Annotated in this window: 22 protein-coding genes; 20 read left to right on the top strand and 2 right to left on the bottom strand. The window is 40.5% G+C overall.

The window, feature by feature from the left end; translation table 11 throughout:
* The first annotated feature begins 88 nt into the window (after positions 1 to 88).
* The 11 genes from rny to hfq all read left to right on the top strand — a co-directional run bounded on the left by rny (position 89) and on the right by hfq (position 12,678).
* Complete coding sequence (gene rny / locus JNO66_RS05395) at positions 89 to 1,657, top strand: ribonuclease Y (protein ID WP_210340775.1); 1,569 nt, start codon at positions 89 to 91, stop codon at positions 1,655 to 1,657.
* An 18-nt stretch (positions 1,658 to 1,675) separates the two neighbouring features.
* Positions 1,676 to 2,473, top strand: coding sequence for a TIGR00282 family metallophosphoesterase (locus tag JNO66_RS05390; RefSeq protein WP_203087157.1), 798 nt, complete (start codon positions 1,676 to 1,678; stop codon positions 2,471 to 2,473).
* A gap of 109 nt (positions 2,474 to 2,582) precedes the next feature.
* Positions 2,583 to 2,843: a stage V sporulation protein S gene (locus JNO66_RS05385; protein WP_203087156.1), complete on the top strand. Its 261-nt coding sequence runs from the start codon at positions 2,583 to 2,585 to the stop codon at positions 2,841 to 2,843.
* A 156-nt stretch (positions 2,844 to 2,999) separates the two neighbouring features.
* The gene (miaB, locus tag JNO66_RS05380) at positions 3,000 to 4,604 is read left to right on the top strand and encodes a tRNA (N6-isopentenyl adenosine(37)-C2)-methylthiotransferase MiaB (RefSeq protein WP_203087155.1); all 1,605 of its coding nucleotides are present in this window, start codon (positions 3,000 to 3,002) and stop codon (positions 4,602 to 4,604) included.
* Positions 4,605 to 4,610: 6 nt separating this feature from the next.
* On the top strand, positions 4,611 to 5,021 hold the full coding sequence (locus JNO66_RS05375) for a YlbF/YmcA family competence regulator (protein WP_203087154.1): 411 nt from the start codon (positions 4,611 to 4,613) through the stop codon (positions 5,019 to 5,021).
* A 469-nt stretch (positions 5,022 to 5,490) separates the two neighbouring features.
* A complete protein-coding gene (locus JNO66_RS05370; RefSeq protein ID WP_273753159.1) occupies positions 5,491 to 6,057 on the top strand; it encodes an outer spore coat protein CotE in 567 nt (188 codons plus the stop codon).
* Between the two features lie 111 nt (positions 6,058 to 6,168).
* Positions 6,169 to 8,787 carry a DNA mismatch repair protein MutS gene (mutS, locus tag JNO66_RS05365; protein WP_203087153.1) on the top strand — a complete coding sequence of 873 codons (2,619 nt, stop codon included), beginning with the start codon at positions 6,169 to 6,171 and terminating at the stop codon, positions 8,785 to 8,787.
* Positions 8,788 to 8,807: 20 nt separating this feature from the next.
* Positions 8,808 to 10,658, top strand: a complete 1,851-nt coding sequence (gene mutL, locus JNO66_RS05360; protein WP_203087152.1) for a DNA mismatch repair endonuclease MutL — start codon at positions 8,808 to 8,810, stop codon at positions 10,656 to 10,658.
* 15 nt (positions 10,659 to 10,673) lie between these two features.
* Complete coding sequence (locus JNO66_RS05355; protein ID WP_203087151.1) at positions 10,674 to 11,453, top strand: class I SAM-dependent methyltransferase; 780 nt, start codon at positions 10,674 to 10,676, stop codon at positions 11,451 to 11,453.
* A 31-nt stretch (positions 11,454 to 11,484) separates the two neighbouring features.
* Positions 11,485 to 12,402 carry a tRNA (adenosine(37)-N6)-dimethylallyltransferase MiaA gene (gene miaA / locus JNO66_RS05350; protein ID WP_203087150.1) on the top strand — a complete coding sequence of 306 codons (918 nt, stop codon included), beginning with the start codon at positions 11,485 to 11,487 and terminating at the stop codon, positions 12,400 to 12,402.
* 42 nt (positions 12,403 to 12,444) lie between these two features.
* Positions 12,445 to 12,678: an RNA chaperone Hfq gene (gene hfq / locus JNO66_RS05345; protein WP_203087149.1), complete on the top strand. Its 234-nt coding sequence runs from the start codon at positions 12,445 to 12,447 to the stop codon at positions 12,676 to 12,678.
* A gap of 93 nt (positions 12,679 to 12,771) precedes the next feature.
* Here hfq and JNO66_RS05340 read toward each other — a convergent pair whose 3' ends face one another.
* Positions 12,772 to 13,776 carry a tyrosine-type recombinase/integrase gene (locus tag JNO66_RS05340; RefSeq protein WP_203087148.1) on the bottom strand — a complete coding sequence of 335 codons (1,005 nt, stop codon included), beginning with the start codon at positions 13,774 to 13,776 and terminating at the stop codon, positions 12,772 to 12,774.
* 146 nt (positions 13,777 to 13,922) lie between these two features.
* On the opposite strand from JNO66_RS05340, the gene spoVK reads away from it, so the two are divergent.
* From spoVK to JNO66_RS05305, 7 genes are all read left to right on the top strand, one after another.
* Positions 13,923 to 14,867 (top strand): stage V sporulation protein K, encoded by a 945-nt coding sequence (spoVK, locus tag JNO66_RS05335; RefSeq protein WP_203087147.1) that lies wholly within the window; start codon positions 13,923 to 13,925, stop codon positions 14,865 to 14,867.
* Between the two features lie 67 nt (positions 14,868 to 14,934).
* Entirely contained in the window at positions 14,935 to 16,203 is a 1,269-nt protein-coding gene (gene hflX, locus JNO66_RS05330) for a GTPase HflX (RefSeq protein ID WP_203087146.1), read from the top strand.
* 31 nt (positions 16,204 to 16,234) lie between these two features.
* A complete protein-coding gene (locus tag JNO66_RS05325; protein WP_203087515.1) occupies positions 16,235 to 17,464 on the top strand; it encodes a methionine gamma-lyase family protein in 1,230 nt (409 codons plus the stop codon).
* Between the two features lie 149 nt (positions 17,465 to 17,613).
* On the top strand, positions 17,614 to 18,963 hold the full coding sequence (gene glnA, locus JNO66_RS05320; protein ID WP_203087145.1) for a type I glutamate--ammonia ligase: 1,350 nt from the start codon (positions 17,614 to 17,616) through the stop codon (positions 18,961 to 18,963).
* A gap of 516 nt (positions 18,964 to 19,479) precedes the next feature.
* Positions 19,480 to 20,256 (top strand): YtvA family blue-light photoreceptor, encoded by a 777-nt coding sequence (locus JNO66_RS05315; RefSeq protein WP_203087144.1) that lies wholly within the window; start codon positions 19,480 to 19,482, stop codon positions 20,254 to 20,256.
* Positions 20,257 to 20,291: 35 nt separating this feature from the next.
* Positions 20,292 to 20,807, top strand: coding sequence for a GNAT family N-acetyltransferase (locus tag JNO66_RS05310; protein ID WP_203087143.1), 516 nt, complete (start codon positions 20,292 to 20,294; stop codon positions 20,805 to 20,807).
* A 7-nt stretch (positions 20,808 to 20,814) separates the two neighbouring features.
* Positions 20,815 to 21,693, top strand: coding sequence for a PhzF family phenazine biosynthesis protein (locus JNO66_RS05305; protein ID WP_203087142.1), 879 nt, complete (start codon positions 20,815 to 20,817; stop codon positions 21,691 to 21,693).
* A gap of 51 nt (positions 21,694 to 21,744) precedes the next feature.
* Here the strand turns inward: JNO66_RS05305 and JNO66_RS05300 are convergent, their stop codons facing one another.
* A complete protein-coding gene (locus JNO66_RS05300; RefSeq protein WP_203087141.1) occupies positions 21,745 to 22,608 on the bottom strand; it encodes an AraC family transcriptional regulator in 864 nt (287 codons plus the stop codon).
* Between the two features lie 168 nt (positions 22,609 to 22,776).
* On the opposite strand from JNO66_RS05300, the gene melA reads away from it, so the two are divergent.
* A complete protein-coding gene (melA, locus tag JNO66_RS05295) occupies positions 22,777 to 24,078 on the top strand; it encodes an alpha-glucosidase/alpha-galactosidase (RefSeq protein WP_203087140.1) in 1,302 nt (433 codons plus the stop codon).
* A 31-nt stretch (positions 24,079 to 24,109) separates the two neighbouring features.
* Entirely contained in the window at positions 24,110 to 25,393 is a 1,284-nt protein-coding gene (locus tag JNO66_RS05290) for an ABC transporter substrate-binding protein (RefSeq protein ID WP_203087139.1), read from the top strand.

The following is a 25,393-nucleotide window of genomic DNA, read 5'->3' as shown; positions in this document are numbered from 1 at the left end:
ATGTATGGAACTTAAGATTACTATAAAAAAGATCTATGCAAAACAGAGTTATGGAACCAACAATTAGATAGCAAGAGGAGGTGAAAATATGGATATACCATTGTATATGCTCATCCTCATTTTACTTGTTGTCTCTGCAGTAGCTGCAGTTGTTGGATATCTTGTTCGAAAATCCATTGCAGAAGCGAAGATCGTAAGCGCGGAGCATGCTGCGAATCAAATTGTAGAAGATGCAAAACGTGATGCAGAAGCGAATCGGAAAGAAGTCATTCTAGAAGCAAAGGATGAAGTTCATACCCTTCGAACAGAAGCAGAACGTGAGGTTCGTGAACGTAGAAATGAGATTCAAAAACAAGAGCATCGTTTGGTACAAAAAGAAGAGATTCTAGACCGAAAAAGCGAAACCTTTGATAAAAAAGAAGAGTCTTTGGAAAAAAGGGAGGAATCTCTCACCAAAAAACAACGACAAATTGAAGAGATGAACAGTAAAGTGGATGAGCTCATAGCGAAACAACAGCATGAGTTGGAGCGCATTTCTGGTATGAGTCGTGAAGAAGCGAGACTATCTGTTCGAGCTGAAGTGGAAGAAGAGATTGCACATGAGACAGCTCTTCTTGCTAAAGAACGATTAGCTCAAGCGAAAGAAGAAGCTGACAAAAAAGCGAAGGAAATTCTTTCTCTTGCCGTTCAACGTTGTTCAGCCGATCATGTAGCTGAAACGACCGTTTCAGTAGTGAACCTTCCTAACGATGAAATGAAGGGTCGAATTATTGGGCGAGAAGGCCGAAATATTCGTGCGCTTGAAACCTTAACAGGGATTGATCTCATTATTGACGATACACCTGAAGCTGTTATCCTCTCTGGATTTGATCCAATTCGCCGCGAAATTGCGCGTACCGCACTTGAGAAGTTAGTTCAAGATGGACGAATTCATCCAGCGCGAATCGAGGAGATGGTTGATAAATCTCGTCGTGAAGTTGATGAAGCAATTCGCGAATATGGTGAGCAGACATCATTTGAAATGGGGATTCATGGACTTCACCCTGACTTAATCAAAATTTTAGGTCGACTAAAATTCCGTACAAGTTATGGGCAAAATGTTCTTAAACACTCCATTGAAGTGGCTCATTTAAGTGGATTGATGGCTGCTGAACTTGGTGAAGATGTGAAGCTTGCTAAACGAGCTGGACTCTTACATGACATCGGTAAAGCAATCGACCACGAAGTTGAAGGAAGTCATGTTGAGATTGGTGTAGAACTGGCAACAAAGTACAAGGAACATCCTGTCGTTGTGAATGCCATTGCCTCTCACCATGGTGATACGGAATCAACATCAGTCATTTCTACACTTGTGGCCGCTGCCGATGCATTATCAGCAGCACGTCCAGGAGCACGTAGAGAGACACTTGAGACGTATATCCGTCGTTTAGAAAAGTTAGAAGAAATTTCTGAGTCCTTTGAAGGTGTAGAAAAAACATACGCCATTCAAGCGGGACGAGAAATTCGCATTATGGTTCGACCAGATCTTGTTGATGATACACTTGCTCATAAACTGGCACGTGACATCACTAAACGAATTGAAGACGAGCTTGACTACCCAGGACATATTCGAGTAACCGTTATTCGAGAAACTAGGGCAGTTGAGTATGCAAAATAAAGAAAGAGGTAATGATTCATGAAGATCTTATTTATTGGAGATGTTGTAGGCTCTCCAGGGCGGGCAATGGTAGACGAATATGTGAAGCGCCTGAAGAAAGATTATAAACCAACGCTTACGGTCATTAATGGAGAAAATGCAGCAGCTGGAAAAGGAATTAATGAAAAGATTTATAAAGGCTTTCTCGATGCAGGTGCACAAGCTGTTACTCTAGGTAATCATGCGTGGGCAAAACGCGATATCTTTGATTTTATTGATACGGCAAAATGGCTCGTGCGACCAGCTAACTATCCAGAAGGAACACCCGGAGTTGGAATGGTCTTTGTGACGATTAATCAAATAGAGATTGCTGTTATTAATTTAATGGGGCGTACTTTTCTTCCGGCAAATGATTGTCCTTTTAGAAAAGCGGATGAATTAATAGCTGAAGCAAAAAAACGAACGCCTTACATTTTTGTTGATTTTCATGCGGAAGTGACCAGTGAAAAAATAGCAATGGGTTGGTACTTAGATGGTCGTGTCATGGCTGTTGTTGGAACACATACACATGTGCAAACGGCAGATGAGAGAATTCTGCCTAAAGGAACAGCTTATATCTCAGATGTGGGAATGACTGGACCTTATGATGGGATCTTAGGTGTGGAAAAAGAACCTGTATTGCATAAATTTCTGACAAATCTTCCGGTAAGGTTTGAAGTCGCATCTGGCAGGGAACAGTTGAGTGGTGTGATTATTGATGTGGACGATAAATCAGGGCAGGCAAAATCTATTAAACGTATACTTATTAATGAGGACCATCCATATATTGAACGTTAATGGATGAGCCATTCATTCACTTAATAGGTTTATTGTGAGTTGTGCTGATCACCATCATTTTTCACTCGTAACACGCTAATGACTCATGCACAGAGGAGGTTCTAAAAAAATGGATGTCTTAAAAGTCTCAGCAAAATCTACCCCAAATTCTGTAGCTGGTGCTTTAGCTGGGGTCATTCGAGAACATGGTTCAGCAGAAATACAGGCGATAGGAGCAGGAGCATTAAATCAATCGATTAAAGCTATTGCGATTGCTAGAGGATTTGTTGCACCTAGCGGGATTGACCTTGTTTGCGTCCCAGCTTTCACTGATATTGAGATTGATGGAGAAGAGCGTACTGCTATTAAGTTAATCATTGAACCTCGTTAACGCAAGTCAAAAAAAAGTGTTTATCTGTTGCTCAAAGAACAGATAAACACTTTTTTTCTTTGGATTCATCTTGATACATTCATTGTGTTTATGACCATTCGCACGTATAATATACGATTAGTAGAACGGTATGTTTTGGAAGGGGTTTGCTTTACGATGAATGAAGAACAACGCTTAGGACAACAAGGGAATACCCATATAAAAAAGAACCAGCAGCAAGAACCAAAAAAAGACTATAGTCAATACTTTGACTTCTCAAAAGCAAAGATTATCTCTGAAGATGAAAACAAAAAAGTGATGCGAATTAATGGACGAGATATCACGATTCATGAACAGCCTGATTACAAACAGGGTAAACGTCGTGGGAAGGAAACGACTCAGGTGATTAGACCTGATCATGTGATTCCACCAGAGCTAACGTCACTTGGTGCAGGCAAGAAGTTTCTAATCCGTACATACGGCTGTCAAATGAACACACATGATTCAGAGAATATGGCGGGACTGTTAACAGAGATGGGCTTTGAATCGACAGATGTGACAGAAGAGGCAGATGTAATTCTTTTAAATACCTGTGCCATCCGTGAAAATGCGGAGAATAAGGTATTCGGAGAGATTGGTCATTTGAAGCCTCTAAAGCTAGAAAAGCCGGAGCTAATCATTGGTGTGTGTGGCTGTATGTCGCAGGAAGAAAGCGTCGTCAATCGAATCTTGCAAAAACATCAACACATTGATCTAGTGTTTGGCACGCACAATATTCATCGGTTACCACATTTACTTCGTGATGCGATCTTTGGTAAAGAAATGGTCGTTGAGGTTTGGTCTAAAGAAGGCGACATTGTTGAAAACATGCCACGTAAACGTGAAGGGAAAACACAAGCCTGGGTCAACATCATGTATGGCTGTGATAAGTTCTGTACGTATTGTATTGTTCCTTATACGCGAGGAAAAGAACGTAGTCGGATGCCAGAGGATATCATAGCCGAGGTTCGTGATCTAGCCCGCCAAGGCTACAAAGAAGTAACGTTACTTGGTCAGAACGTCAATGCTTACGGTAAAGATCTGGATACGGAATACGGTCTTGGGGATTTAATGGACGAGATTCATAAGATCGATATCCCACGCGTTCGCTTTACAACAAGTCACCCTCGTGATTTTGATGATCGATTGATTGAAGTGCTGGCTCAAGGAGGGAACCTTGTTGAACATATTCATTTACCAGTTCAGCATGGAAGCTCTGCCATCCTTAAGCTAATGGCAAGAAAGTACACGCGTGAGAGCTATCTAGAGCTTGCTCACAAAATTAAACAAGCGATTCCTAACGCTTCATTTACAACCGATATCATTGTTGGGTTTCCAAATGAAACCGATGAGCAGTTTGAAGAAACTCTTTCTTTAATGAGAGAAGTTGAATTTGACAGTGCGTACACGTATATCTATTCACCTCGCGTAGGAACACCGGCTGCTAAGATGCAGGATAATGTTCCGATGGAAGTCAAAAAAGAACGTTTAGCGCGGTTGAATGCACTTGTAAATGATATTTCTGCGAAAAAGAATCTTGAATACCAAGACAAAGTTGTTGAAGTACTTGTGCAAGGTCAAAGTAAAAAAGATCCAAACGTGTTAGCAGGTCGTACGCGTACAAACCGAATGGTTAATTTTAAGGGTCCTGAATCGATTATCGGTACAATTGTACATGTGAAGATCACAGAGGCAAAAACATGGTCACTTAATGGTGAAATTACAGAAACGGTGGAGGTCTAATGGCAGATGACAAATCTTTATACAAAGGAAGATGTCAAGGAGAAAGCTAGAGAACTTGCAAAGATGGTAGCTGAAACAGAAGAAATCGATTTTTATAAGCGTGCAGAAAAGCAAGTCAATGATCATATTCGAATTCAAGAACTAATTGCTCAGATTAAAAAGCAACAAAAAGAAGCGGTTAATTTAAAGCACTATGGCAAAACGGAAGCACTTAAGCAAGTTGAAGAGAAAATTGACTCCCTTCATAACGAAATTGATGAGATTCCTCTTGTGCAAGAGTTTAAACGAAGCCAAATTGAAGTGAATTACTTGCTACAAATGATCACAAATACGATCTCTAAGACCGTTACAGATGAGATAATTATTTCAACCGACGGAGATCTATTAAAAGGGCGCACAGTAAAAAGTCCTTTCTAATATGAGTTTACGCTGGAACAAAGCAGTAATTTAATTATGAATACACGAACATAGCAATGTACACGCTACAGGAGAAACCCTCGCTTTCCGCGGGCACGGCCTCAGCCCCTTCCGCGGAAAAATCACCGCTACAGTGTCTTCACCTCGCACTGTTTCCGCTGGAGTCTCGGGTTCTCCCTCCGCTTGTTTAATAAAAACATAAATGGCGAATGATTCGAATTTTATATCATTCGCCATTTTTTAGTAGTTTTAGTTATTTGCCAAATGTTTCTTTATGAGCTCAGTAAGATTTAAGATTGCTGTACTAATCCAATTTCTCGCTTCATATCCTTTATAGAAACGGTTTGCCCTACCTAATCTTCAATCACATCCGTTTTACTCCCTGCATAGAATGAGGGTGATTAGGCGGAACGGTAGGCAGGAGCCGACACATCATCCAGCCAGGATATGAGAATAGGAGGGTCAGCAAATGGCTGAAAATGAAATGAGTTACCGAGAAATTATTACGAAAGCAGTATGTGGAAAGGGAAGGAAGTTTTCTGAAGCCACTCACCACATCACGCCGGCTCATCGACCAACAAGTATATTAGGGTGCTGGATTATTAATCACACCTATGATGCAGAAAAACGTGGGGATACTGTAGAGGTCCAGGGTTCTTATGATATTAACGTTTGGTTTTCGTACACGAATAATACAAAAACAGATGTAGCTACACAAACTGTGACGTACACAGACATTGTGCCTTTATCTATGAAAGATGAAAACGTATTATCAGAAGACTTAGATGTTGTCGCAAGAGCCGTACAACAACCAAATACATTAGAAGCGATCATCTCAGACAGTGGAACGACGGTTGACGTGCAAGTGGAACGTGAATTCATTGTTGAGTGTATTGGTGAAACAAAAGTTGCTGTTGCGGTGAATCCACAAGGCATTATCAATGAATACCCGATTGCAGATTACGTCGATCAAGTTACAGATGAAGAATTAGAGAACCTTGATCCACATTTCTTACACGAAGAACTAGATAAGTAGGGTTAGGAGTGATGCGATGCATCGCTCTTTTTTCTTGTTCATTCCAAGTGCAGGTGTTTGATTCACTGTGCTATAATACTAGCAAAGATGAATGTACGGTTGGAGGAAAGTATGGCACAGGTAACCCCTATGATGAAGCAATATTTAGAGATAAAAGCACAATATCAGGATGCTTTTTTATTTTTTCGATTAGGCGATTTTTATGAACTTTTTCAAGATGATGCGGTACAAGCATCACGGGAGCTTGAAATCACGCTTACCGGAAGAGGTCAAGGAGAAACACGGATTCCCATGTGTGGTGTCCCTCATCACTCAGCGGATATGTATATGACTCGACTTGTAGAAAAAGGGTACAAAGTGGCCATCTGTGAACAGGTTGAAGACCCTGAGACGGCAAAAGGTGTTGTAAAACGAGAGGTTGTGAAGCTTTTAACTCCTGGAACGATGATGAGTGATCATTTTATCCAGGAAAAAGAAAACAACTATTTGGCTACGATTCACGAGTGTGCAGATGGTTCTTATGGAGTTGCATTTGTTGATTTGTCTACTGGAGAAGGGCGTGTAACAATTACAGGTGATGAGCTAGAGGATGCCATTCAAGAAATCGTAACGGCTAATTCAAAAGAAGTGATTATTGCAAGCACCGCAGACCAAGAATTGTTGAATCGATTAGCTGAACAAAAACAACTCACGATTTCATATGAAGATGAGTTTGATGAGCAAAGCGACTATGCATCCGTTTATCAACATTTAAAGCAAGACAAGCTCGAAAAAACGTATGCGAGATTAGTGCAGTATCTCGTACGCACCCAAAAACGTTCATTATCTCACTTACAACCAGTGAACTATTATGCATCTACATCTTATTTAAAGATGGATCAACATACAAAACGGAATCTAGAGTTAACGGAAACCTTACGCGAAAAAAGAAAACAAGGATCGTTACTCTCGATTATTGATCATACAGTCACCGCAATGGGTGGAAGAATGCTTAGACAATGGACGCTAAGACCACTTGTGAACAAACAAGAAATACAGTCAAGACAACGTGCGGTAGAATCATTTTTAACTCACTTTTTTGAGCGTGAAGAGCTACGAGATGAATTAAAAGCAGTCTATGATTTAGAACGTCTTGCTGCTAGAGTAGCATACGGTAGTGTGAGTCCACGTGAGCTTGTTCAATTAAAAAAATCACTACAGCGTGTACCAGCGATTGTTCATTTACTCTCTACCATGCAAGCAGACTTTGCTCAAGATTGGTTTAAGGAATTAGAGACATTTGAAGGGCTGGCTACATTACTTGATACAAGCCTTATTGAGGATGCACCTATCTCCTTAAAAGAGGGCGGAATTATTCAATCAGGCTACTCTTTGGAACTTGATAAATACCGTGATGCGAGTACAAACGGAAAGCAGTGGATTGCTGAACTTGAGGCGAAAGAGCGTGAAATTACTGGAATCAGAACGCTAAAAGTCGGCTATAACCGAGTGTTTGGCTATTATATTGAGATCACTCGAGCAAATGCTTCGTCCATCCCGGAAGGACGTTACGAACGAAAACAAACATTAACAAATGCTGAACGATTTGTAACACCAGAACTAAAGGAAAAGGAAGCATTAATTTTAGAAGCGAACGATCAAACCGAAAAGCTAGAATATGAGCTATTTGTTCAAATTCGAGAGCAAGTCAAACAATTTGTTCCTGAGCTTCAGAGTCTTGCCAGCCAAATGAGTGAGTTAGATGTGTATACAAGCTTTGCGACTGTCAGTGAACAGCGAACATATGTGAAACCAACATTCTCAGAGACACGTCGTATTCAGCTTCTAAACAATCGCCATCCTGTTGTGGAGACCGTTATACCTAGAGGTCAATATGTTCCCAATGATGTCATCATGGGAGATGGTCGAGGCATGCTGCTACTAACAGGGCCGAATATGGGTGGTAAGAGTACGTACATGAGACAATTGGCTCTCACAGCTGTGATGGCTCAAATTGGCTGTTACGTGCCAGCAGACGAAGCAGAGCTCCCTGTATTTGATCAAATCTTTACGCGAATTGGTGCGGCTGATGATTTGGCAAGCGGCCAAAGTACGTTTATGGTTGAAATGCTTGAAACGAAGCATGCGTTAACGAAAGCAACACAGGATAGCTTGTTGCTTCTAGATGAAATCGGAAGAGGGACATCTACCTATGATGGGATGGCATTGGCTCAAGCCATTATGGAATTTATCCATGAACATATCCAAGCTAAAACGATGTTCTCAACACATTATCATGAACTAACAACCATGGAACGGTCATTGCAGCAGCTTCAGAACATTCATGTGTCAGCAGCCGAACAAGATGGACATGTTGTTTTCTTACACAAAGTCATTGATGGACCAGCTGATCGAAGCTATGGTATCTACGTGGCGGAGCTCGCTGGATTACCAAGTATGGTTACTGAGCGTGCTGAAATGTTACTTGCGGAACTAGAAGGCGGGCAACTTGAAACAGCGGCAGCTAAAACAGATATATTAAAGGTTCAAGAGCCTGAAACTGAGGATAAGGATGAGGACCTACAGTTATCATTATTTGCTGTAGAGGAAGTACCTAAAAAGCCAATGTCCATTGTGAACAAGCATCAAGAAGCATTGTTAAAAGAAATTAATGCTGTTGATCTTATGCATTTAACGCCTTTTGAGGCGCTACAGCTCATTCATACATGGCAACAAAAAGCAAAGGAATAGAGTAGGAAGGAGAGGGTGGCATGCCCACTATAAAGCAGCTAGACGATGCGCTTTCTAACAAGATAGCAGCAGGTGAGGTAGTGGAACGCCCTGCCTCCATTGTGAAAGAATTGGTTGAAAATGCGCTTGATGCTGGCAGCACATCCATCTTAGTTGAACTAACAGAAGCAGGTCTTACCTCCATTCGAGTTGTTGACAATGGAAGTGGGATCCCTGCTGACGATGTAGAGACGGCATTTTTGCGTCATGCAACAAGTAAAATTCAAACCGATCGGGACTTATTTAACATTCATACATTAGGGTTTCGAGGAGAGGCCTTACCGAGTATCGCCTCAGTTTCATATCTAACGATGAAAACAAGCACGGGAACAGGTGCAGGGGTAGAGCTTCAACTTGAAGGAGGAAAGCTTGTAAAGCGAGCAGCTTCTCCAACAAGAAAAGGAACGGAGCTCATCATCACCAACCTCTTCTACAATACACCTGCCCGGCTAAAATACTTAAAAACATCTCACACAGAAGCTGGTCATACAAGTGATGTAATGAACCGATTAGCTATGTCTAATCCATCTGTTGCATTTGAATATATTCATAATGAGAAGCAAGTGTTAAAAACCTCAGGAAACGGTGACATTCGTCAAGTGATTGCCCAGATCTATGGACGTTCTGTAGCCACAAAGCTTGTCTCGTTTGAAGAATCATCACTCGATTATCAAGTGAAAGGGTTCTTGTGCCGACCAGAGGTGAATCGTTCATCGAGACAGTATTTATCGGTTTATATTAATGGTCGTTACATTCGAAATTACGCAATTGCTGGTGCGATCATGCAGGGTTATCATACGTTACTGCCTATTGGTCGATTCCCAATCGCTGTCATTCAAATTGAGATGAACCCAACACTTATTGATGTGAACGTTCATCCTTCAAAAATGGAAGTCAGGTTAAGTAAGGAACAAGAATTAGGCGCGTTGATTAGTTCATCAATCAAAAAAGCATTTCAGCAGACGCAGTTAATTCCAGAACAACAGCAGCCTAAGCAGAGTTCTGTAGGGCCAGCTTCTACACAGCTTTCTTTATCCTTTGAAGAAACACAACCAAAGCAGAAACCTCAGGAGCAAACGCTTTTTAAAGACCAAGTGAGTGAACCTGCTAGTGAAGTACGAGAAACGTTTGTAGATGAACAGCCAGTGCAAAGAGAACAGCCTACGGTTCTGCCGGAAGTACATTCTTCAGAGATCGTGAATGGGGAAGATATACAAGTAGACAAGCCCATCGTATCTGAAAGATCGGACCGAATTCCTGCGCTTTATCCGATTGGTCAGATGCATGGCACGTATATCCTTGCCCAAAATGAGCTAGGCTTATATTTAATTGATCAGCATGCTGCTCAGGAACGAATTAATTATGAATTTTTCCGGGAAAAAGTTGCGGAGCAAACGCCGCATGTTCAGGAACTCCTAACGCCATTTACAATCGAGTGTACTGTGCAGGAAGCGTCACTAATTGAGACGAATCTAGAAAAGCTTGAATCTGTTGGTGTATTTCTTGATTCATTTGGTCAGCAAACGTATCGCGTAAGGTCACATCCAGTTTGGTTTCCAGATGGTTTAGAAGAAGAAACGATTAGAGAATTATTAGATCAATTGCTTGAGAATGCACGAATTGACATTGGAAAGCTACGCGAGGATGCTGCTATTTTAATGGCGTGTAAGGCTGCCATCAAAGCGAATCGACATTTACGTGATGACGAGATTCAATCTTTGCTTGATACCTTACGTCTATGTGAGGATCCATTTACATGTCCTCATGGACGACCAGTCATTATCCAATTTACAACCTATGAAATGGAAAAAATGTTTAAGCGGGTTATGTAGAAAGTAGGAACGTTAGTGAATGTTGTGGTGACAACAGCTAGAAAGCGAGCAGATAAACTTGAGCCGCTTGCGCGTGTCGTAGCGGAAGAATTACATGTAGCTTATCAAAAAAGAAACGATCGCTCAGTTGATAATTTGTTAGAAGAAGTGAAAAGCGATCTTTTAGTTGTCGCACGTCATCGACTTAGTCTGTATCGACATGGAGATCCGAATCCATTTTTCTATCATCCAAATGCAGCTCAGGTCAGGGCAAAAGCTTTTTTTGCCAATGGATATGATGCTTTTATTGAAGCCTGTGATTTGCAAAAAGGAAACAGTCTACTAGATTGTACATTAGGCCTGGGCGCAGATGCGGTGATGGCCAAACTTGCCGTTGGGCAGGATGGTTATGTTACAGGAATTGAACAGAACGCTATTATGGCATATATTGTGAAGAAGGGTCTTCATACTTGGACGGATGCACATCCTATGTTACTTGATGCGATGCAATCGGTTCATGTGTTGGCAGGCCATCATTATGATTTATTAAAAAGCTTACCTGATTCGTCCTATGATGTTGTTTATTTTGACCCGATGTTTGAGCAAACCATTCATTCTTCCTCAGGGATACAAGCATTAAAATCGTTTGCTCATTACGAAGCACTTTCACAACAAACGATCCAGGAAGCCATGCGTGTTGCAAAAAAACGTGTCGTTTTAAAAGATCATTGGACAAGCAGTCTTTTTGAGGAATTTGGCTTTCATGTAAACCGAAGAAGGCCTGTCGAATTTCAATATGGCATCAAAAAAACTTAATGGAACGACAAGATAAAGTGAGGCAATCACATTGAAAAAACTACTTGTAATCGCTGGACCTACCGCTGTTGGAAAATCTGATTTAGGGATCAGACTTGCAAAAGAACTTGATGGAGAAGTGATTAGCGGTGATTCCATGCAAGTGTATAAGAACATGGACATTGGTACGGCAAAAGTAACAAAAGAAGAGATGGACGGTGTCCCTCATCATTTAATTGATATCAAAACATTTGATGAGCCCTTTTCAGTTGCTGAGTTCCAAAAAAGATGTTCAGATATTCTTTTAGACTTAGAAAAACGCAATAAACAACCAATTCTCGTCGGTGGGACGGGTTTATATATTCAATCGATTACACACGGCTATCAATTTTCCGAAAGGCCTGAAGATGTTTCCCTGCGAACCGATTTAGAAGAACAAGCGGCGCAGCATGGAAACGCGTACGTTCACCAAAAGCTATATGACGTTGATCCTGAAGCAGCAAAAGAGATTCATCCAAATAACGTTAGACGAGTAATCCGAGCTCTAGAAGTTTTTCATGTAACAGGAGAGCCCTTCTCAAAGCAACAGGTTCAAAAGCCAACACGTCCTTTCATTGGGATAGGACTTGACCTTGAACGAGAACGTCTATATGAACGAATTAATACGCGAGTGGATCTTATGGTTGAACAAGGTTTAATAGATGAAGTGCGCTCCTTAATGAGTGAGGGTCTTCATAATCAAGCGGCAGCTCAAGCCATTGGATACAAGGAAATCATTTCATATCTTACCGGTGAGTACGCCAAAGATGAAGCGATTGATCAGCTTAAGCAAAATTCAAGACGTTATGCAAAGCGCCAACTAACGTGGTTTCGAAATAAAATGGAAATGAACTGGTTTTATGCAGGTACCGAAGAGAAAGATGTACTTTTTCGTCAAATTAAGAATTTCGTTGAAGGAAATCAAGTATGAGTGCCGAAAATATATATAGATAAATAGAGGAGGTCTATACACATGAAACAAGGAATAAATATTCAAGATCAATTTCTCAATCAACTACGTAAAGATTCGATTCCTATTACAGTTTTTTTACTGAATGGATTTCAATTGCGTGGTCTTATAAAAGGGTTTGATAACTTTACAGTGATTGTTGAAACCGAAGGAAAGCAGCAACTTGTTTACAAACACGCTATTTCTACATTCGCACCACAACGTAATGTTCAACTTAAAACCGAAGCAGATGAGTAAAAAGAAGTGACGAGCGTGTTTAAAGACTGATGATTCTATAATAGAGTCATCAGTCTTTTGTGTGTGCAGCACATTATACGAAGCGTCATTGAACTAAGGTGTCAGCAGCGCCCGCTCAGGTTCAAGCAAATGGTCAAGCGTTAATAAACACCGGTCGAGCGACAAGGCACTAGAGAACCCTAAATAACGTTGAATCTCTTCTACCGGTGTTCCAAGACATAATTGTCTCAAAATAAACGTATGCCTCAAATGCTGTGCAGAGATCCCTTTTCGTAAGCCTGCACGTTGCACTTCGGTCCGGATCATTTTCTGTGTCGCAATCTCTGTTAATGCCTTTGGATGATCCTGCTCGTAGGACCAATGATACGTCTTTCGTTGAAAGTCAAAGGCAATATGAAAGGGGTCTTTACTATGTAACCTGGGTCGTACAGGCTCAGGAATATGCTCATAATACGCATACGCCTGTATCTTATCCTCTTCAGTGAGAGGAATCATTCTCGATTTAGTGGAATCCTGAGATGAAGGAATCCGTAATTGATTTTGAGCAAATTGGATGTCAAACATCGTGACTCGAGTTACTTCTTGCAACGTAAGACCGTATGAAAGAAAAAGCGTTAATAGCCACGTATTGCGGGTTGTAAGCATCGGACGGGCAAGCAATTGATTTTCTGTTAAGCCATCGTCTGACGAAACGGAAGCAAATAGCTTATTCACTTCCTCAACTGAAAGCCATTCCTCTCTCTTTAGAGGTGTAACCGTTAGTTTAGGAGGCTCATAGACTGTCGCTGGATGCCTGTTAATTAAGCCAGTTGTAATCGAGAATTTAGCTAATTGCTTTGTAACAGAAATAATTCTTCTAATTGTACGTACTTTGTACGATCTTTTCTCCATAAGATATAGGAAGAACGTATCGAGCTCTTCGTGAGTTAATGTAGACCAAACGGTAAAAGGATCTTTCTCAAGATCATTTGTCATCCATTTAAAGAAATCTTCTAGGTCATAACTGTAGCGTGTTATTGTCGAATGAGCACGCCCTTTTTCAGCTAATGAGTCTAAAAAATCAGTAACAAATAAAGGATGCGTATACAATTCAGGCATTAGTTGGTTCCTTTCTTTTCTATTAAGTATATCAATACATACAACTGAATCAAGCTAAATATTAGGCAACTGTCACGCTTTTTGATCCGGTGCGTATAGTAGGGTACACAGTTTCGAATCGATGAGAATGAAAAGGGGGATGTGTGATGAATCACCCAACTAATGTAAAGAAAAATGCTCGAATCAATGTTGTGTTAAATCAGCAGACCCATCAGCCTGCTACTGATGAATGGCTTCAAACGGACGAAGAGAAACAGACACATGATATACTCATACGTTTCGAAGATCAACTTAAACAATTTGTAGGCTTAGATGAGGTCAAGCGACTTGTTAAAGAGATTTATGCTTGGTTATACATGAATCAGCGTCGAGAGCAACAAGGATTAAAGGCTAATAAACAAGTTTTACACATGATCTTTAAAGGAAATCCTGGTACTGGGAAAACAACCGTAGCTCGCATTATTGCACGCTTTTTCCATGATATGAATGTACTTTCAAAGGGTCATTTTATTGAAGCAGAACGAGCAGATTTAGTTGGTGAATACATCGGACATACCGCTCAGAAAACAAGAGATCTCATTAAACAGGCGAGTGGTGGCGTATTGTTTGTAGATGAAGCCTACTCTCTTGCCCGTGGCGGTGAGAAGGATTTTGGAAAGGAAGCAATTGATACCTTAGTAAAAGGAATGGAAGACAAATTACACGATTTTGTGTTAATTCTTGCTGGATACTCAAAAGAGATGGATCACTTTTTATCATTAAATCCAGGCCTTCCTTCGCGCTTCCCAATTACAATGTCCTTCCCTAACTACACCATTCAGGAACTAATGGAAATGATTCATACGATGGCGAAAGATCGTGACTATCAGCTTTCAAAAGATGCAGAGAATGCAGTTCGAGATCATATTAAACAGTATCGGAATGATCATGAAGCTACATTTAGTAATGGACGATATATTCGCAATCTGATTGAGCGTGCAATTCGGCAGCAAGCTGTCAGACTCATGAAATTTCATCAGTATGAACGTCAAGCCTTAATGACGCTTGTAGCCGAGGATTTTAAATTTAATGAAAGTCATGATAAACTTTAACTTGAGAGTGTGTAAGGAAGCAGAATAAAGATTCTGCTTCTTAGGCGTGGCAGGAAGGAAGAATAAAATGAATTCAGATAAAAAGAAGAAAGAACGAGTCATTCTGGTAGGATGCCAGTTTGATGGAAATGAAGAACGGTTTGAGCAATCAATGACAGAACTGGATGGACTCGTTCGTTCCGTTAATGGAGAAGTGATTGCAACTTTAACACAAAGCCGAAAAAAAGTTGAGCCTTCAACCTACATTGGAGCAGGTAAAGTGGAAGAGCTTGCAGCACTTGCTGAGGAGCTTGAGGCAGATTTAATTGTCTTTAATGATGAACTGACTACAGGCCAAGTACGTAACGTACATAGAGAAACAGAAGTGACAGTCATTGATCGGACTCAGTTGATCTTAGATATCTTTGCTACACGCGCAAATTCAAGAGAAGGGAAGCTACAGATAGAGCTTGCACAGCTCAGTTATTTGCTTCCACGTTTAGCAGGACAAGGCCTTGCTCTTTCAAGGCAAGGTGGAGGGATTGGAAGTAAAGGTCCTGGTGAAACGCAGCTTGAAACGGATAGACGTCATATTAAGAGACGAATGACGGACATTGAACGTCAATTAAAAACGGTTGTTGAGCATCGCAAACGTTATCGTGAACGTAGAAAAGATAATCATGTGACTCAGCTTGCTTTGGTCGGTTATACCAATGCGGGAAAATCAACTTTATTAAACAGGCTGACGGAATCAGATATACTCGAAGAAGATATGTTATTTGCAACACTTGATCCAACGACTAGACATTTACGTTTGCCATCTGGTCTAAATGTAATCCTATCAGATACTGTAGGGTTTATTAGGGATCTCCCAACCGCTTTAGTAGCAGCCTTCAGGTCTACACTTGAAGAACTTGCTGAGGCAGATTTAATCCTACATGTTGTAGACAGCTCACACCGTGAATACGAACAGCATCAACAGACCGTACAAGAGTTAATTCAAGAATTAGATGTGGACCATCTTCCACAGCTTCTTATTTATAATAAAGAAGAAAAGCGAACAGGTGCCTTTTATCCTGACCATCGCTTCCCATCTGTTGAGATGAGTGCGTACAACCCGTACGATGTAGACAAATTAGCAGAACAAATTGAACGTGAGCTAATTAAACAAATGTTACCTTATGAAGTTGATATTGAGCCGGCTAATGGTAAGCTACTTTCTTCTATAAAAACGAATACGATTGTTACATCTCTTGAATGGATGGAAGAAACAAGTTTGTATAAGGCATCAGGATATGTAAAAGAAGATAGTCCGCTATCAACTATTTTACGAGCAATTAAGAACGAACAGGAGTAATAAAAAGGTGAATATTAAAAATCCAACCTATATGCTGCCTTTAGTCAAAAAGGCGGAAGAACAACTTAAAGAATTACATCAGAAAATAGACGAAGTAGCGCTTGTTAATCAATCAAGAGTGATGGAGTCGTTTAAAGGACATCAAGTATCGGACTTTCATTTTACGCCATCTACCGGATATGGGTATGATGATGCCGGACGAGATACGCTAGAAGAAATCTATGCTGATGTTTTTGGTGCCGAAAAAGCGCTCGTTAGACCTCAGATTGTCTCAGGTACTCACGCGATCGCGACAGCACTCTTTGGCGTACTTCGTCCAGGTGATGAACTACTATACATAACAGGTGCCCCTTACGATACGCTTGAAGAAATCGTTGGGATTCGCGGAAATGGGAAGGGCTCTCTTAAAGAGTTTGGGATTAGTTATCGCTCCATCCCATTGCTTGATAATGGACAAGTAGATACAGTGGCTGTTAAACATGCGATCGGTCCTAAAACGAAAATGATTGGTATTCAGCGATCCTGCGGCTACGCTAACCGCCCATCCTTCCATATTCATGAAATCAAAGAAATGATTCAGGATATACGTCAGGTGAAAGAAGATGTTGTTGTGTTTGTAGATAATTGCTACGGTGAATTTGTAGAGACGCAGGAGCCATGCCATGTTGGAGCGGATCTAATGGCAGGATCATTAATTAAAAATCCTGGCGGCGGTATTGTGAAAACAGGTGGATACTTAGCTGGTAAGGAAGAATACATTGAACTTGCCTCATACCGCTTAGCGGCACCTGGTATTGGAGCAGAAGGGGGAGCTAGCCTTTATAGCCTGCTTGAAATGTATCAAGGTTTCTTTCTTGCTCCACATGTTGTAGCGCAAGCGGTTAAAGGAGCAACCTTCACTGCAGCTCTACTTGAGTTAGCTGGATATAAATCCACTCCGGCTTGGAATCAAAAGCGAACGGATTTAATTCAAGCCGTACACTTTCCAAATGCCGAAGCCATGATTACGTTCTGCCAAGCGATTCAATCAGCTTCACCTATAAATGCACATGTCACTCCGCAACCAGGCTTTATGCCAGGTTACAGCGATGATGTCATTATGGCTGCCGGAACATTTATCCAAGGAGCAAGCATTGAACTTACTGCCGATGGTCCCATTCGACCACCTTACACGGCCTATGTTCAAGGTGGCTTGACCTACGAGCATGTGAAAATTGCCGTTACGCAGGCGCTAGATGCGATCGAGTCGTCTAAAATCTAGAAGATTCAGAATTTGACGATTAAACAGGGGTTTAGTAGGATAATAGAAAGGGAAACAAAAATGATGGGTACGAAGGAATAAGTCGAACAATGCCTAGTGCATTTGTTCTTCCTATATAAAAAAACAGGATAAAAGGAGAGGTACATACTATGTCATCCTATTCAAAAGAAGACATTACACGCATTGCTCAAGAGGACAACGTTCGCTTTATTCGCCTGCAGTTTACTGACCTGCAAGGAACAATTAAAAACGTTGAGATTCCAATTGATCAATTACCTAAAGCACTCGACAACAAGATGATGTTTGATGGTTCATCAATTGAAGGCTTCGTGCGTATTGAAGAATCTGATATGTATCTATATCCAGATCTAGATACATGGGTTGTGTTCCCTTGGACACCAGAGAAAGGGAAAGTCGCACGCTTAATTTGTGACATTTATCAACCTAGTAAACCAGGTGAAGAGCCTGTTCCATTCGAAGGAGATCCACGCGGCATTCTTAAGCGTGTATTAAAGCAAGCAGAAGAGCTAGGCTTCACTGATTTCAATATCGGACCCGAGCCGGAATTCTTCCTTTTCAAAAATGATGAAAAAGGCGAGCCGACACTTGAATTAAACGATAAAGGTGGATACTTTGACTTAGCTCCAACTGATCTAGGTGAAAACTGCCGTCGTGATATCGTTCTTGAGCTTGAGGACATGGGCTTTGAAATTGAGGCGTCCCACCATGAAGTAGCTCCTGGACAACACGAAATCGATTTTAAATATGCGGATGCCATTACTACGTGTGATAACATTCAAACATTTAAGCTTGTTGTTAAGACCATTGCTCGTAAACACGGATTGCATGCAACATTTATGCCGAAGCCGTTATTTGGTGTAAATGGTTCAGGAATGCATTGCAACATGTCACTATTTAATAAGAATGGCAATGTGTTCTACGATCAGAATACAGAGTCTCAATTAAGTCGTACTGCCATGCAATTCCTAGCAGGTATCCTAAAGCATGCTGAAGCATTTACTGCACTAACAAACCCAATTGTGAACTCTTACAAACGTCTAGTCCCTGGATACGAAGCACCTGTTTACGTGGCATGGTCTATGCGTAACCGTTCACCATTAATTCGTATCCCATCATCACGTGGCATTAGCACACGTATTGAGGTTCGTAGTCCAGACCCAGCAGCAAACCCTTACCTTGCCATTGCAGCTATGCTTGCAGCAGGTCTTGATGGAATTAAGAACAAAATGACTCCACCAGAAGCAACAGATCGCAACATTTATGTGATGAGCAAAGAAGAGCGTATCGAAGAAGGGATTAACGACCTTCCAGCTACACTGAAAGATGCTCTTAACAAGCTTGTTGGCGATGATGTGATTGTGAATGCACTCGGTGAACATGCAATTGAACACTTTATCGAAGCAAAAGAGATTGAGTGGGATATGTTTAGAACGCAAGTGCATCCGTGGGAGAGAGATCAATATTTAGAAACGTATTAATTTGTGGAACCCTTGACACTTTTGGTGTTGAGGGTTTTATTTTTGGTGATACATTTGAAAACGTGCGGTGGACTAACGTTTTCCCCATATAAGGCCTATTAAAATTTAAAATAGAAACGAACGAAAAATCAATCAGAATATGGTTTACGATCATGTTGTAAAATGGTAGCATATTACCATGAGAAATCTAATAAGTAAGATGTCATTTGTATTGATGGGCCCAAGCATTTTAATTTCTGGAATTGGATTTGATCACTATTTACTGGGGTTCAGTGTGGCTTTTTTCTTTTTTTGTTTAGCTATTTGCATTAGGCCAAATGGGAGAAAGGCCAGCTACTAAATTACCTGAAATAAAGTCCAGGCAGTTTTATGCTTGGGCTTTTTCATTCTACTTATCTTAACGATTTATACACTATGCTCACTTTTAATTATGCTGGAAGTGCCTCACCATTCTCAATTGGTCATGATTTTGGTATGATAAGAGGGAAATTTAATTCATGTTGTCGGAGGGTTCAGATGGAAAGGATCTTTGCAAATCAGAAATTACTGATTAAAGCGCTAAATCATACACGTGCTGGGATAATTATTACAGATCCAAATCAAGAAGATAATCCAATTATTTATGCGAATCATGGATTCTATGAAATGACAGGGTATACACCTGAAGAAATTATCGGTAGAAACTGTCGCTTTTTGCAAGGAACGGACACGGACCCAGCCGAAGTAGGTAAGCTTAAAGAGGCAATTCAATCGTGTGAATCAATAACGGTAGAATTATTAAATTATAAAAAGAATGGTCGAGCTTTCTGGAACAATTTATCTGTAGATTTTATTAATAGTGAAGAAGACGGAAAGTCGTATTTTATTGGTGTACAAAAAGATGTCACATACCGCCGGGAAGTAGAGGAGAGCTACGAGCGATCTCTTAAGGAGATCAAATCCTTGGCTTGCCCAATTGTCCCTCTTCTTAACCAAATTGCCGTACTACCTTTGATTGGAGAGATGAATGATGAGCGATTTAATCGTGTCTTTGATATCTCAACAAGCGAAGTGGTTAAGCAAAAGATCAAGACAATGATTGTGGATCTTTCCGGCTTAACAACATTTAATGATCTTGTTTTACGTGATTTGATTAAGCTAAGAGACGTATTAAAGCTACTTGGAACTGAGCTTATTTTAAGTGGAGTTTCTGGAGATATGGCGGCAAAGGCTGTTGACCTTGATGGAATGTTAACGAGCGACATTAGAACAGCTAATTCTGTTAAGTCTGTGCTTACAGAACTCATGGATTAAGAACTGGTACTGCATAGAGAGAGGATACGAACATCATGATTAGAGCTGCACTTGAAAAGGACATTCAAGATATCTTAGCCATTTACAATGAAGCAATCTTGCATTCAACCGCTGTTTATCATTATGAGGCATATACATTTCAGATGATGAAGCAGTGGTTTGATGAAAAGGCTGAAGCTGGCTACCCAATTCTCGTTTTTGAAGGCGAAGAAGATGGGATCATTTACGGTTTTGCTACGTTTGGAGCCTTTAGACCCCACGCTGCTTATCGGTATACTGTTGAACATTCAATTTACGTTCATAGTGAATACCGCAAAAAAGGAATCGGTACAAAACTGTTAACCGAATTAATTGAACAAGCCAAACAGGATGGTTATGCTACGTTAATCGCTGGGATTGATGCAGTAAATACAAATAGTATTGCCGTTCACACTCGGTTTGGCTTCACTCATGTAGGAACAATCACGAAAGCCGGATATAAGTTTGATAAATGGCTTGATCTAGCATTTTACCAACTCGATTTACCTGGACCAAATTTAACGTCTAAGTAGGTGACTTATGGAGCAATCTGTTCAAGTGATGCACTGGGATGTATTCAGTAAAAAGAAACATAAAGGGAATCCAGCTGGCGTAGTGTTAGATGCTGATTTTTTATCAGAAGAACAGATGCAGCTCATTGCAAAAAAAGTTGGTTTCAATGAAACATCCTTTGTTGTTGGTTCTGACGTTGCTGACTTTAGAATCCGCTATTTCACACCTGGCCATGAAATGAATATGTGCGGACATGCAACAATGGCTGTAAGTTTTGCCCTTCAGACAAAAGGGAGACTGCCTGCAAAAGAATGGACAGTTGAAACGAAAGCTGGCATTATATCGGTCTCTTTTGACGGGACAAGCTGTAGAATGCAACAATTGAATCCAACCTTTAAACGTTTCTCAGGTGACGAAAATCAGCTGATGAATTCAATTGGACTTTTAAAGGAAGATCTCCATGAAACACTTCCGATTGTCTATGGAAGTACGGGTATTTGGACATTGCTTGTTCCAATTCGTACACTTGATGCTTTCTCAAGAATGAAACCATCTCAATCTGAGTTTCCTAACATTCTTCATCAGATGCCTCGCGCATCCATTCATCCGTTCTGTCTTGAGACAGTAAGTCCAAAAGCAGATATGCATGCGAGACATTTTTCGTCCCCTTATTCTGGGACGATTGAAGATGCGGTTACAGGGACTGCGTCTGGTGTCATGGGTGGTTATTACGCGACGTATATTAAGCCTGGGAAAGACGTGTATTCGTTAGTTGTTGAACAAGGAATTGAGATTGGAAAGGATGGTCAAGTGATTGTTGAGGTAGAGAAGCAAGGAACCCATCTTGATATCGCAATCAAAGGAACGGCAACGTATGTAGATCAAATGATCATTACATATAAATAATATAAAAGACGAACAGTTTAGTGAACCTAACGCTGTTCGTCTTTTTCTTGATTAATGTCGATTCGCTCGATAGGTTCCCACAGACATTCCCATCGCCTTTCGAAAAACTTTACTAAAGTAGTTCGCATTTGCGTAACCAACTTCTACTGCAATTTGTTTAATCGGTTTATTTGTATAGATGAGCAATCTGCATGCCTGCTGCAGGCGAATTTGATTTAAATGTTGAATCGGAGTCGTTTTTGCATAATGTTTAAACTGTCTAAGGAGGGAGTACCTCGATAAATGTACTTCTTCAGCGATATCTTCAAGTGAAATGGGAAGATGATAATTCTCTTCAATGAACCGGAGCGCCTGTTTATAGCTATTTGGCTCCGTGTCCGGCTGGTTCTCAACTAAAAAATGCTTAATGCACGCAAGTAAGAAATGATATCCGTGTAAAGAAGCTTGAAATGGGTCCTCCAGTCGATCAGACATCGTCTCTTCAATGATTGAGAACAGTTGTTTAATGATGCCTTCATTGCGATTTATGTTTGTAACCGGCCCTTTAGCTTCAACAATATTTCTCCAAATGGCTTCGGCTTCTTGACCGCCAAGGGTTAAAAAAACAAACTCCCACGGCTCTCCATCTTTAGGTACATAGTATCTGTGATCGCTTGGAACAGAAACAAAAAAGGCGTCCCCCGCTTTTAGCTCATAGGTCGATCCGGCATATTCAAGACAGCCAGCTCCAGACAGTGTATATTGAAAAATTAGAAATCCATGATCATGTTTACGAGTCATACCATGATAATCGTAGCTTTGCTCAGAACGAGTCTCCCATCCTACATTGGTTAGAAGCACAGCAGGCTTATGGTTTAGTTGATTAAAGTCAAATTCATACATTTGATTCATGAGTGAAAGATTTTTAGTAAGCATCTTAATAACCTCCCAGAAGATATGTATGTGGCTTGCAACAAATTTACCCTAAAATCAAAATTAATTACCGTTTAAAAGAAAGCGTTTTCATAATATGATGAATTATAGATAGTATAGCAATATTAACAGTTTCTTAACAGGTTGATTTTATAATGGAGGTTCATGTCTATGTCTAAAATTACATTTATAGGCGCAGGTAGTACAGTTTTTGTGAAAAATGTTTTAGGGGATTGTATGATGGTTCCAGCTTTATCTGGATTCGAATTTGCATTATATGATATTGATGCGAAGCGGATGGATGAATCACACAAATTACTTACTCAACTTGCAAGCACTTTAAAAGCAGATGTACACATTAAATCATACAGCGATCGCAAGGAAGCATTAAGAGGCGCAAAGTATGTATTTAATGCGATCCAGGTTGGCGGATATAAGCCAAGTACGGTCATTGATTTTGAGATTCCAAAAAAGTATGGATTACGTCAAACGATTGCTGATACAGTTGGAATCGGTGGAATTTTCCGTGCGTTGAGAACGATACCAGTCATGCTTGATTTTACAAAGGATATCGAAGAGGTTGCACCGGATGCACTGTTTATGAATTACACGAACCCAATGGCTACACTTATGGGAGCGATCCAACAACATTCAAATGTGCAATCGGTTGGATTATGTCACAGTGTTCAAATATGTACAAAAGATTTATTTAAAAATTTAGGGATGGAACACGATCGAATTGAAGAAAAAATCGCGGGTATTAATCATATGGCATGGCTTCTTGAAGTGAAGCAAGATGGTATCGATCTCTACCCCGAAATTAAAAGACGTGCCAAGGAAAAACAAGAAAAAGAACGACACTACGATATGGTTCGTTTTAAATTAATGGAGCATTTTGGTTATTATGTGACGGAGTCCTCCGAACATAATGCTGAGTATCATCCTTACTTTATTAAATCAAAATACCCTGAGCTTATTGAACAATTAAATATTCCGCTCGATGAGTACCCAAGACGTTGTGAAGAGCAAATCGCTAACTGGCAAAAGGTTCAAAAAACTTTGATGTCTGATGGTGTACAGCATACTCGCTCAAAAGAATATGGTTCCAGAATTGTAGAAGCAATTGAGACCAATCAACCATTTAAATTCGGTGGAAATCTTTTAAATAAAGGAAACTTAATTACCAACTTACCTACAAAAGCAACGGTAGAAGTTCCTTGCATTGCAGATCGAAGTGGAATTACACCAACGTTTGTAGGAGAGCTCCCTATACAGCTAGCAGGACTAAACCACACCAATATTCATTCTCAGCTACTTACCATTGAAGCTGCGGTTACTAAAAAGAAAGATTATATTTATCAGGCTGCCTTACTTGATCCACATACAAAAGCAGAATTATCAATTGATGATATTGTTTCAATGTGTGATGAACTGATTGAAGCTCATGGAGATTACTTGCCAACGTACCGATAATTGTAAACTAAATGAATTGGGGGAGTAAGAAATGAAAAAAAGATCTGGTGTATTTGTACTTGGTGGAATGGCAATTGGACTTGTTGCTCTTGCAGGTTGCAGTAGCTCTGGTTCCTCAGGATCAGGCGACGGGAAGGTAGAATTAACGTTTTCTGCCTGGGGTAACCCAGCAGAGTTAAAGGTATATCAACGAGCAGTTGATGCCTTTAACGAGCAGAGTGACTCCGTTGAAGTTGAATTAACAGGTATACCAAACGACAACTATTTTCAAACCTTAACCACAAGATTACAAGGTGGGCAAGCGCCAGATTTATTTTATGTAGGAGCAGAAGATATTTCTACACTCATTTCAAATGGTACGATAGAGCCTCTTAGTGAATTTTTAAACACAGATGCTTCTTATGTAACTGCAGATGAATTTGCAGATGGATTATGGGGTGCATCTCAAAAAGATAATGAAATTTACGGTTTGCCAGTTGACTGTAACCCGTTCCTGATGTATTACAACAAAGGAATGTTTGAGGAAGCTGGAATTAAAACCCCTCAAGAATATTTTGATGAAGGGAATTGGAACTGGGAAGCAATGGAGGAAGTAACATCCCAGTTAAGAGATGCAGGAAAGTACGGATTTGTGCAAGAAGGTGGACATGGCAACATAATTAACTGGGTTTGGGCAAACGGAGGTTTATTTGCTGAAGACGACCAAATCGTTGCGGACGAAAATGATCTAACACTGGAAGCATTTGAATTTGTTGAGCGAATGGTTGCTGATAAGAACTTTATCTTCTCGGGCACGCTACCAGAAGGGCAAGGGATGGATGCGATGTTCATGTCTAACCAAGTAGGTATGGTAGGAGCAGGAAGATGGCTAACACCAATGTTTCTTGAAACAAGCATAGACTTTGATTATATTCCTTGGCCAACCAACACAGAAGAAGAGATTCCAAGTGTTAATATTGCAACCGCATACATGAGTGCGAATGCAAAAGGGGACCATGTTGAAGAAGCAATGGAGTTTGTTTCATTTTATACATCTCAATTAGGTCAGGAAACAAGACTAGATGGAGAGGGTAACGCGGTTCCATCTGTTGAAGGAATTGATGAAGTGGTTGTGAATCAAGAGAAGCCAGAACATGGCTCTTACCTACTTGATGCGCGTCAAACAGGACGTGTTGTTGGTTTAGAATTTACAGCTCCTGGTTTAAACAAAGAGCTTGAGGACATTTATGAAGTCATGCTACTAGGAGATTTATCTCCAGAAGAGGCCGTTGATCAAGCCGCAGAAGTAGCAAGAGACATGTTAGGCGAATCGTAA

The sequence above is a fragment of the Alkalicoccobacillus gibsonii genome, assembly GCF_016798245.1.
GTDB classification, from domain to species: Bacteria; Bacillota; Bacilli; order Bacillales; family Bacillaceae_D; genus Alkalicoccobacillus; species Alkalicoccobacillus gibsonii.
This window is presented reverse-complemented; position numbering and strand designations above follow the sequence as displayed.

What these genes read in the sequence shown, in the direction of transcription:
- rny (WP_210340775.1), top strand. Translation starts at nt 89, where the DNA reads ATGGATATACCATTGTATATGCTCATCCTCATTTTACTTGTTGTCTCT.
- JNO66_RS05390 (WP_203087157.1), top strand. Translation starts at nt 1,676, where the DNA reads ATGAAGATCTTATTTATTGGAGATGTTGTAGGCTCTCCAGGGCGGGCA.
- JNO66_RS05385 (WP_203087156.1), top strand. Translation starts at nt 2,583, where the DNA reads ATGGATGTCTTAAAAGTCTCAGCAAAATCTACCCCAAATTCTGTAGCT.
- miaB (WP_203087155.1), top strand. Translation starts at nt 3,000, where the DNA reads ATGAATGAAGAACAACGCTTAGGACAACAAGGGAATACCCATATAAAA.
- JNO66_RS05375 (WP_203087154.1), top strand. Translation starts at nt 4,611, where the DNA reads ATGACAAATCTTTATACAAAGGAAGATGTCAAGGAGAAAGCTAGAGAA.
- JNO66_RS05370 (WP_273753159.1), top strand. Translation starts at nt 5,491, where the DNA reads ATGGCTGAAAATGAAATGAGTTACCGAGAAATTATTACGAAAGCAGTA.
- mutS (WP_203087153.1), top strand. Translation starts at nt 6,169, where the DNA reads ATGGCACAGGTAACCCCTATGATGAAGCAATATTTAGAGATAAAAGCA.
- mutL (WP_203087152.1), top strand. Translation starts at nt 8,808, where the DNA reads ATGCCCACTATAAAGCAGCTAGACGATGCGCTTTCTAACAAGATAGCA.
- hfq (WP_203087149.1), top strand. Translation starts at nt 12,445, where the DNA reads ATGAAACAAGGAATAAATATTCAAGATCAATTTCTCAATCAACTACGT.
- JNO66_RS05340 (WP_203087148.1), bottom strand. Translation starts at nt 13,776, where the DNA reads ATGCCTGAATTGTATACGCATCCTTTATTTGTTACTGATTTTTTAGAC.
- spoVK (WP_203087147.1), top strand. Translation starts at nt 13,923, where the DNA reads ATGAATCACCCAACTAATGTAAAGAAAAATGCTCGAATCAATGTTGTG.
- hflX (WP_203087146.1), top strand. Translation starts at nt 14,935, where the DNA reads ATGAATTCAGATAAAAAGAAGAAAGAACGAGTCATTCTGGTAGGATGC.
- JNO66_RS05325 (WP_203087515.1), top strand. Translation starts at nt 16,235, where the DNA reads ATGCTGCCTTTAGTCAAAAAGGCGGAAGAACAACTTAAAGAATTACAT.
- glnA (WP_203087145.1), top strand. Translation starts at nt 17,614, where the DNA reads ATGTCATCCTATTCAAAAGAAGACATTACACGCATTGCTCAAGAGGAC.
- JNO66_RS05315 (WP_203087144.1), top strand. Translation starts at nt 19,480, where the DNA reads ATGGAAAGGATCTTTGCAAATCAGAAATTACTGATTAAAGCGCTAAAT.
- JNO66_RS05310 (WP_203087143.1), top strand. Translation starts at nt 20,292, where the DNA reads ATGATTAGAGCTGCACTTGAAAAGGACATTCAAGATATCTTAGCCATT.
- JNO66_RS05305 (WP_203087142.1), top strand. Translation starts at nt 20,815, where the DNA reads ATGGAGCAATCTGTTCAAGTGATGCACTGGGATGTATTCAGTAAAAAG.
- JNO66_RS05300 (WP_203087141.1), bottom strand. Translation starts at nt 22,608, where the DNA reads ATGCTTACTAAAAATCTTTCACTCATGAATCAAATGTATGAATTTGAC.
- melA (WP_203087140.1), top strand. Translation starts at nt 22,777, where the DNA reads ATGTCTAAAATTACATTTATAGGCGCAGGTAGTACAGTTTTTGTGAAA.
- JNO66_RS05290 (WP_203087139.1), top strand. Translation starts at nt 24,110, where the DNA reads ATGAAAAAAAGATCTGGTGTATTTGTACTTGGTGGAATGGCAATTGGA.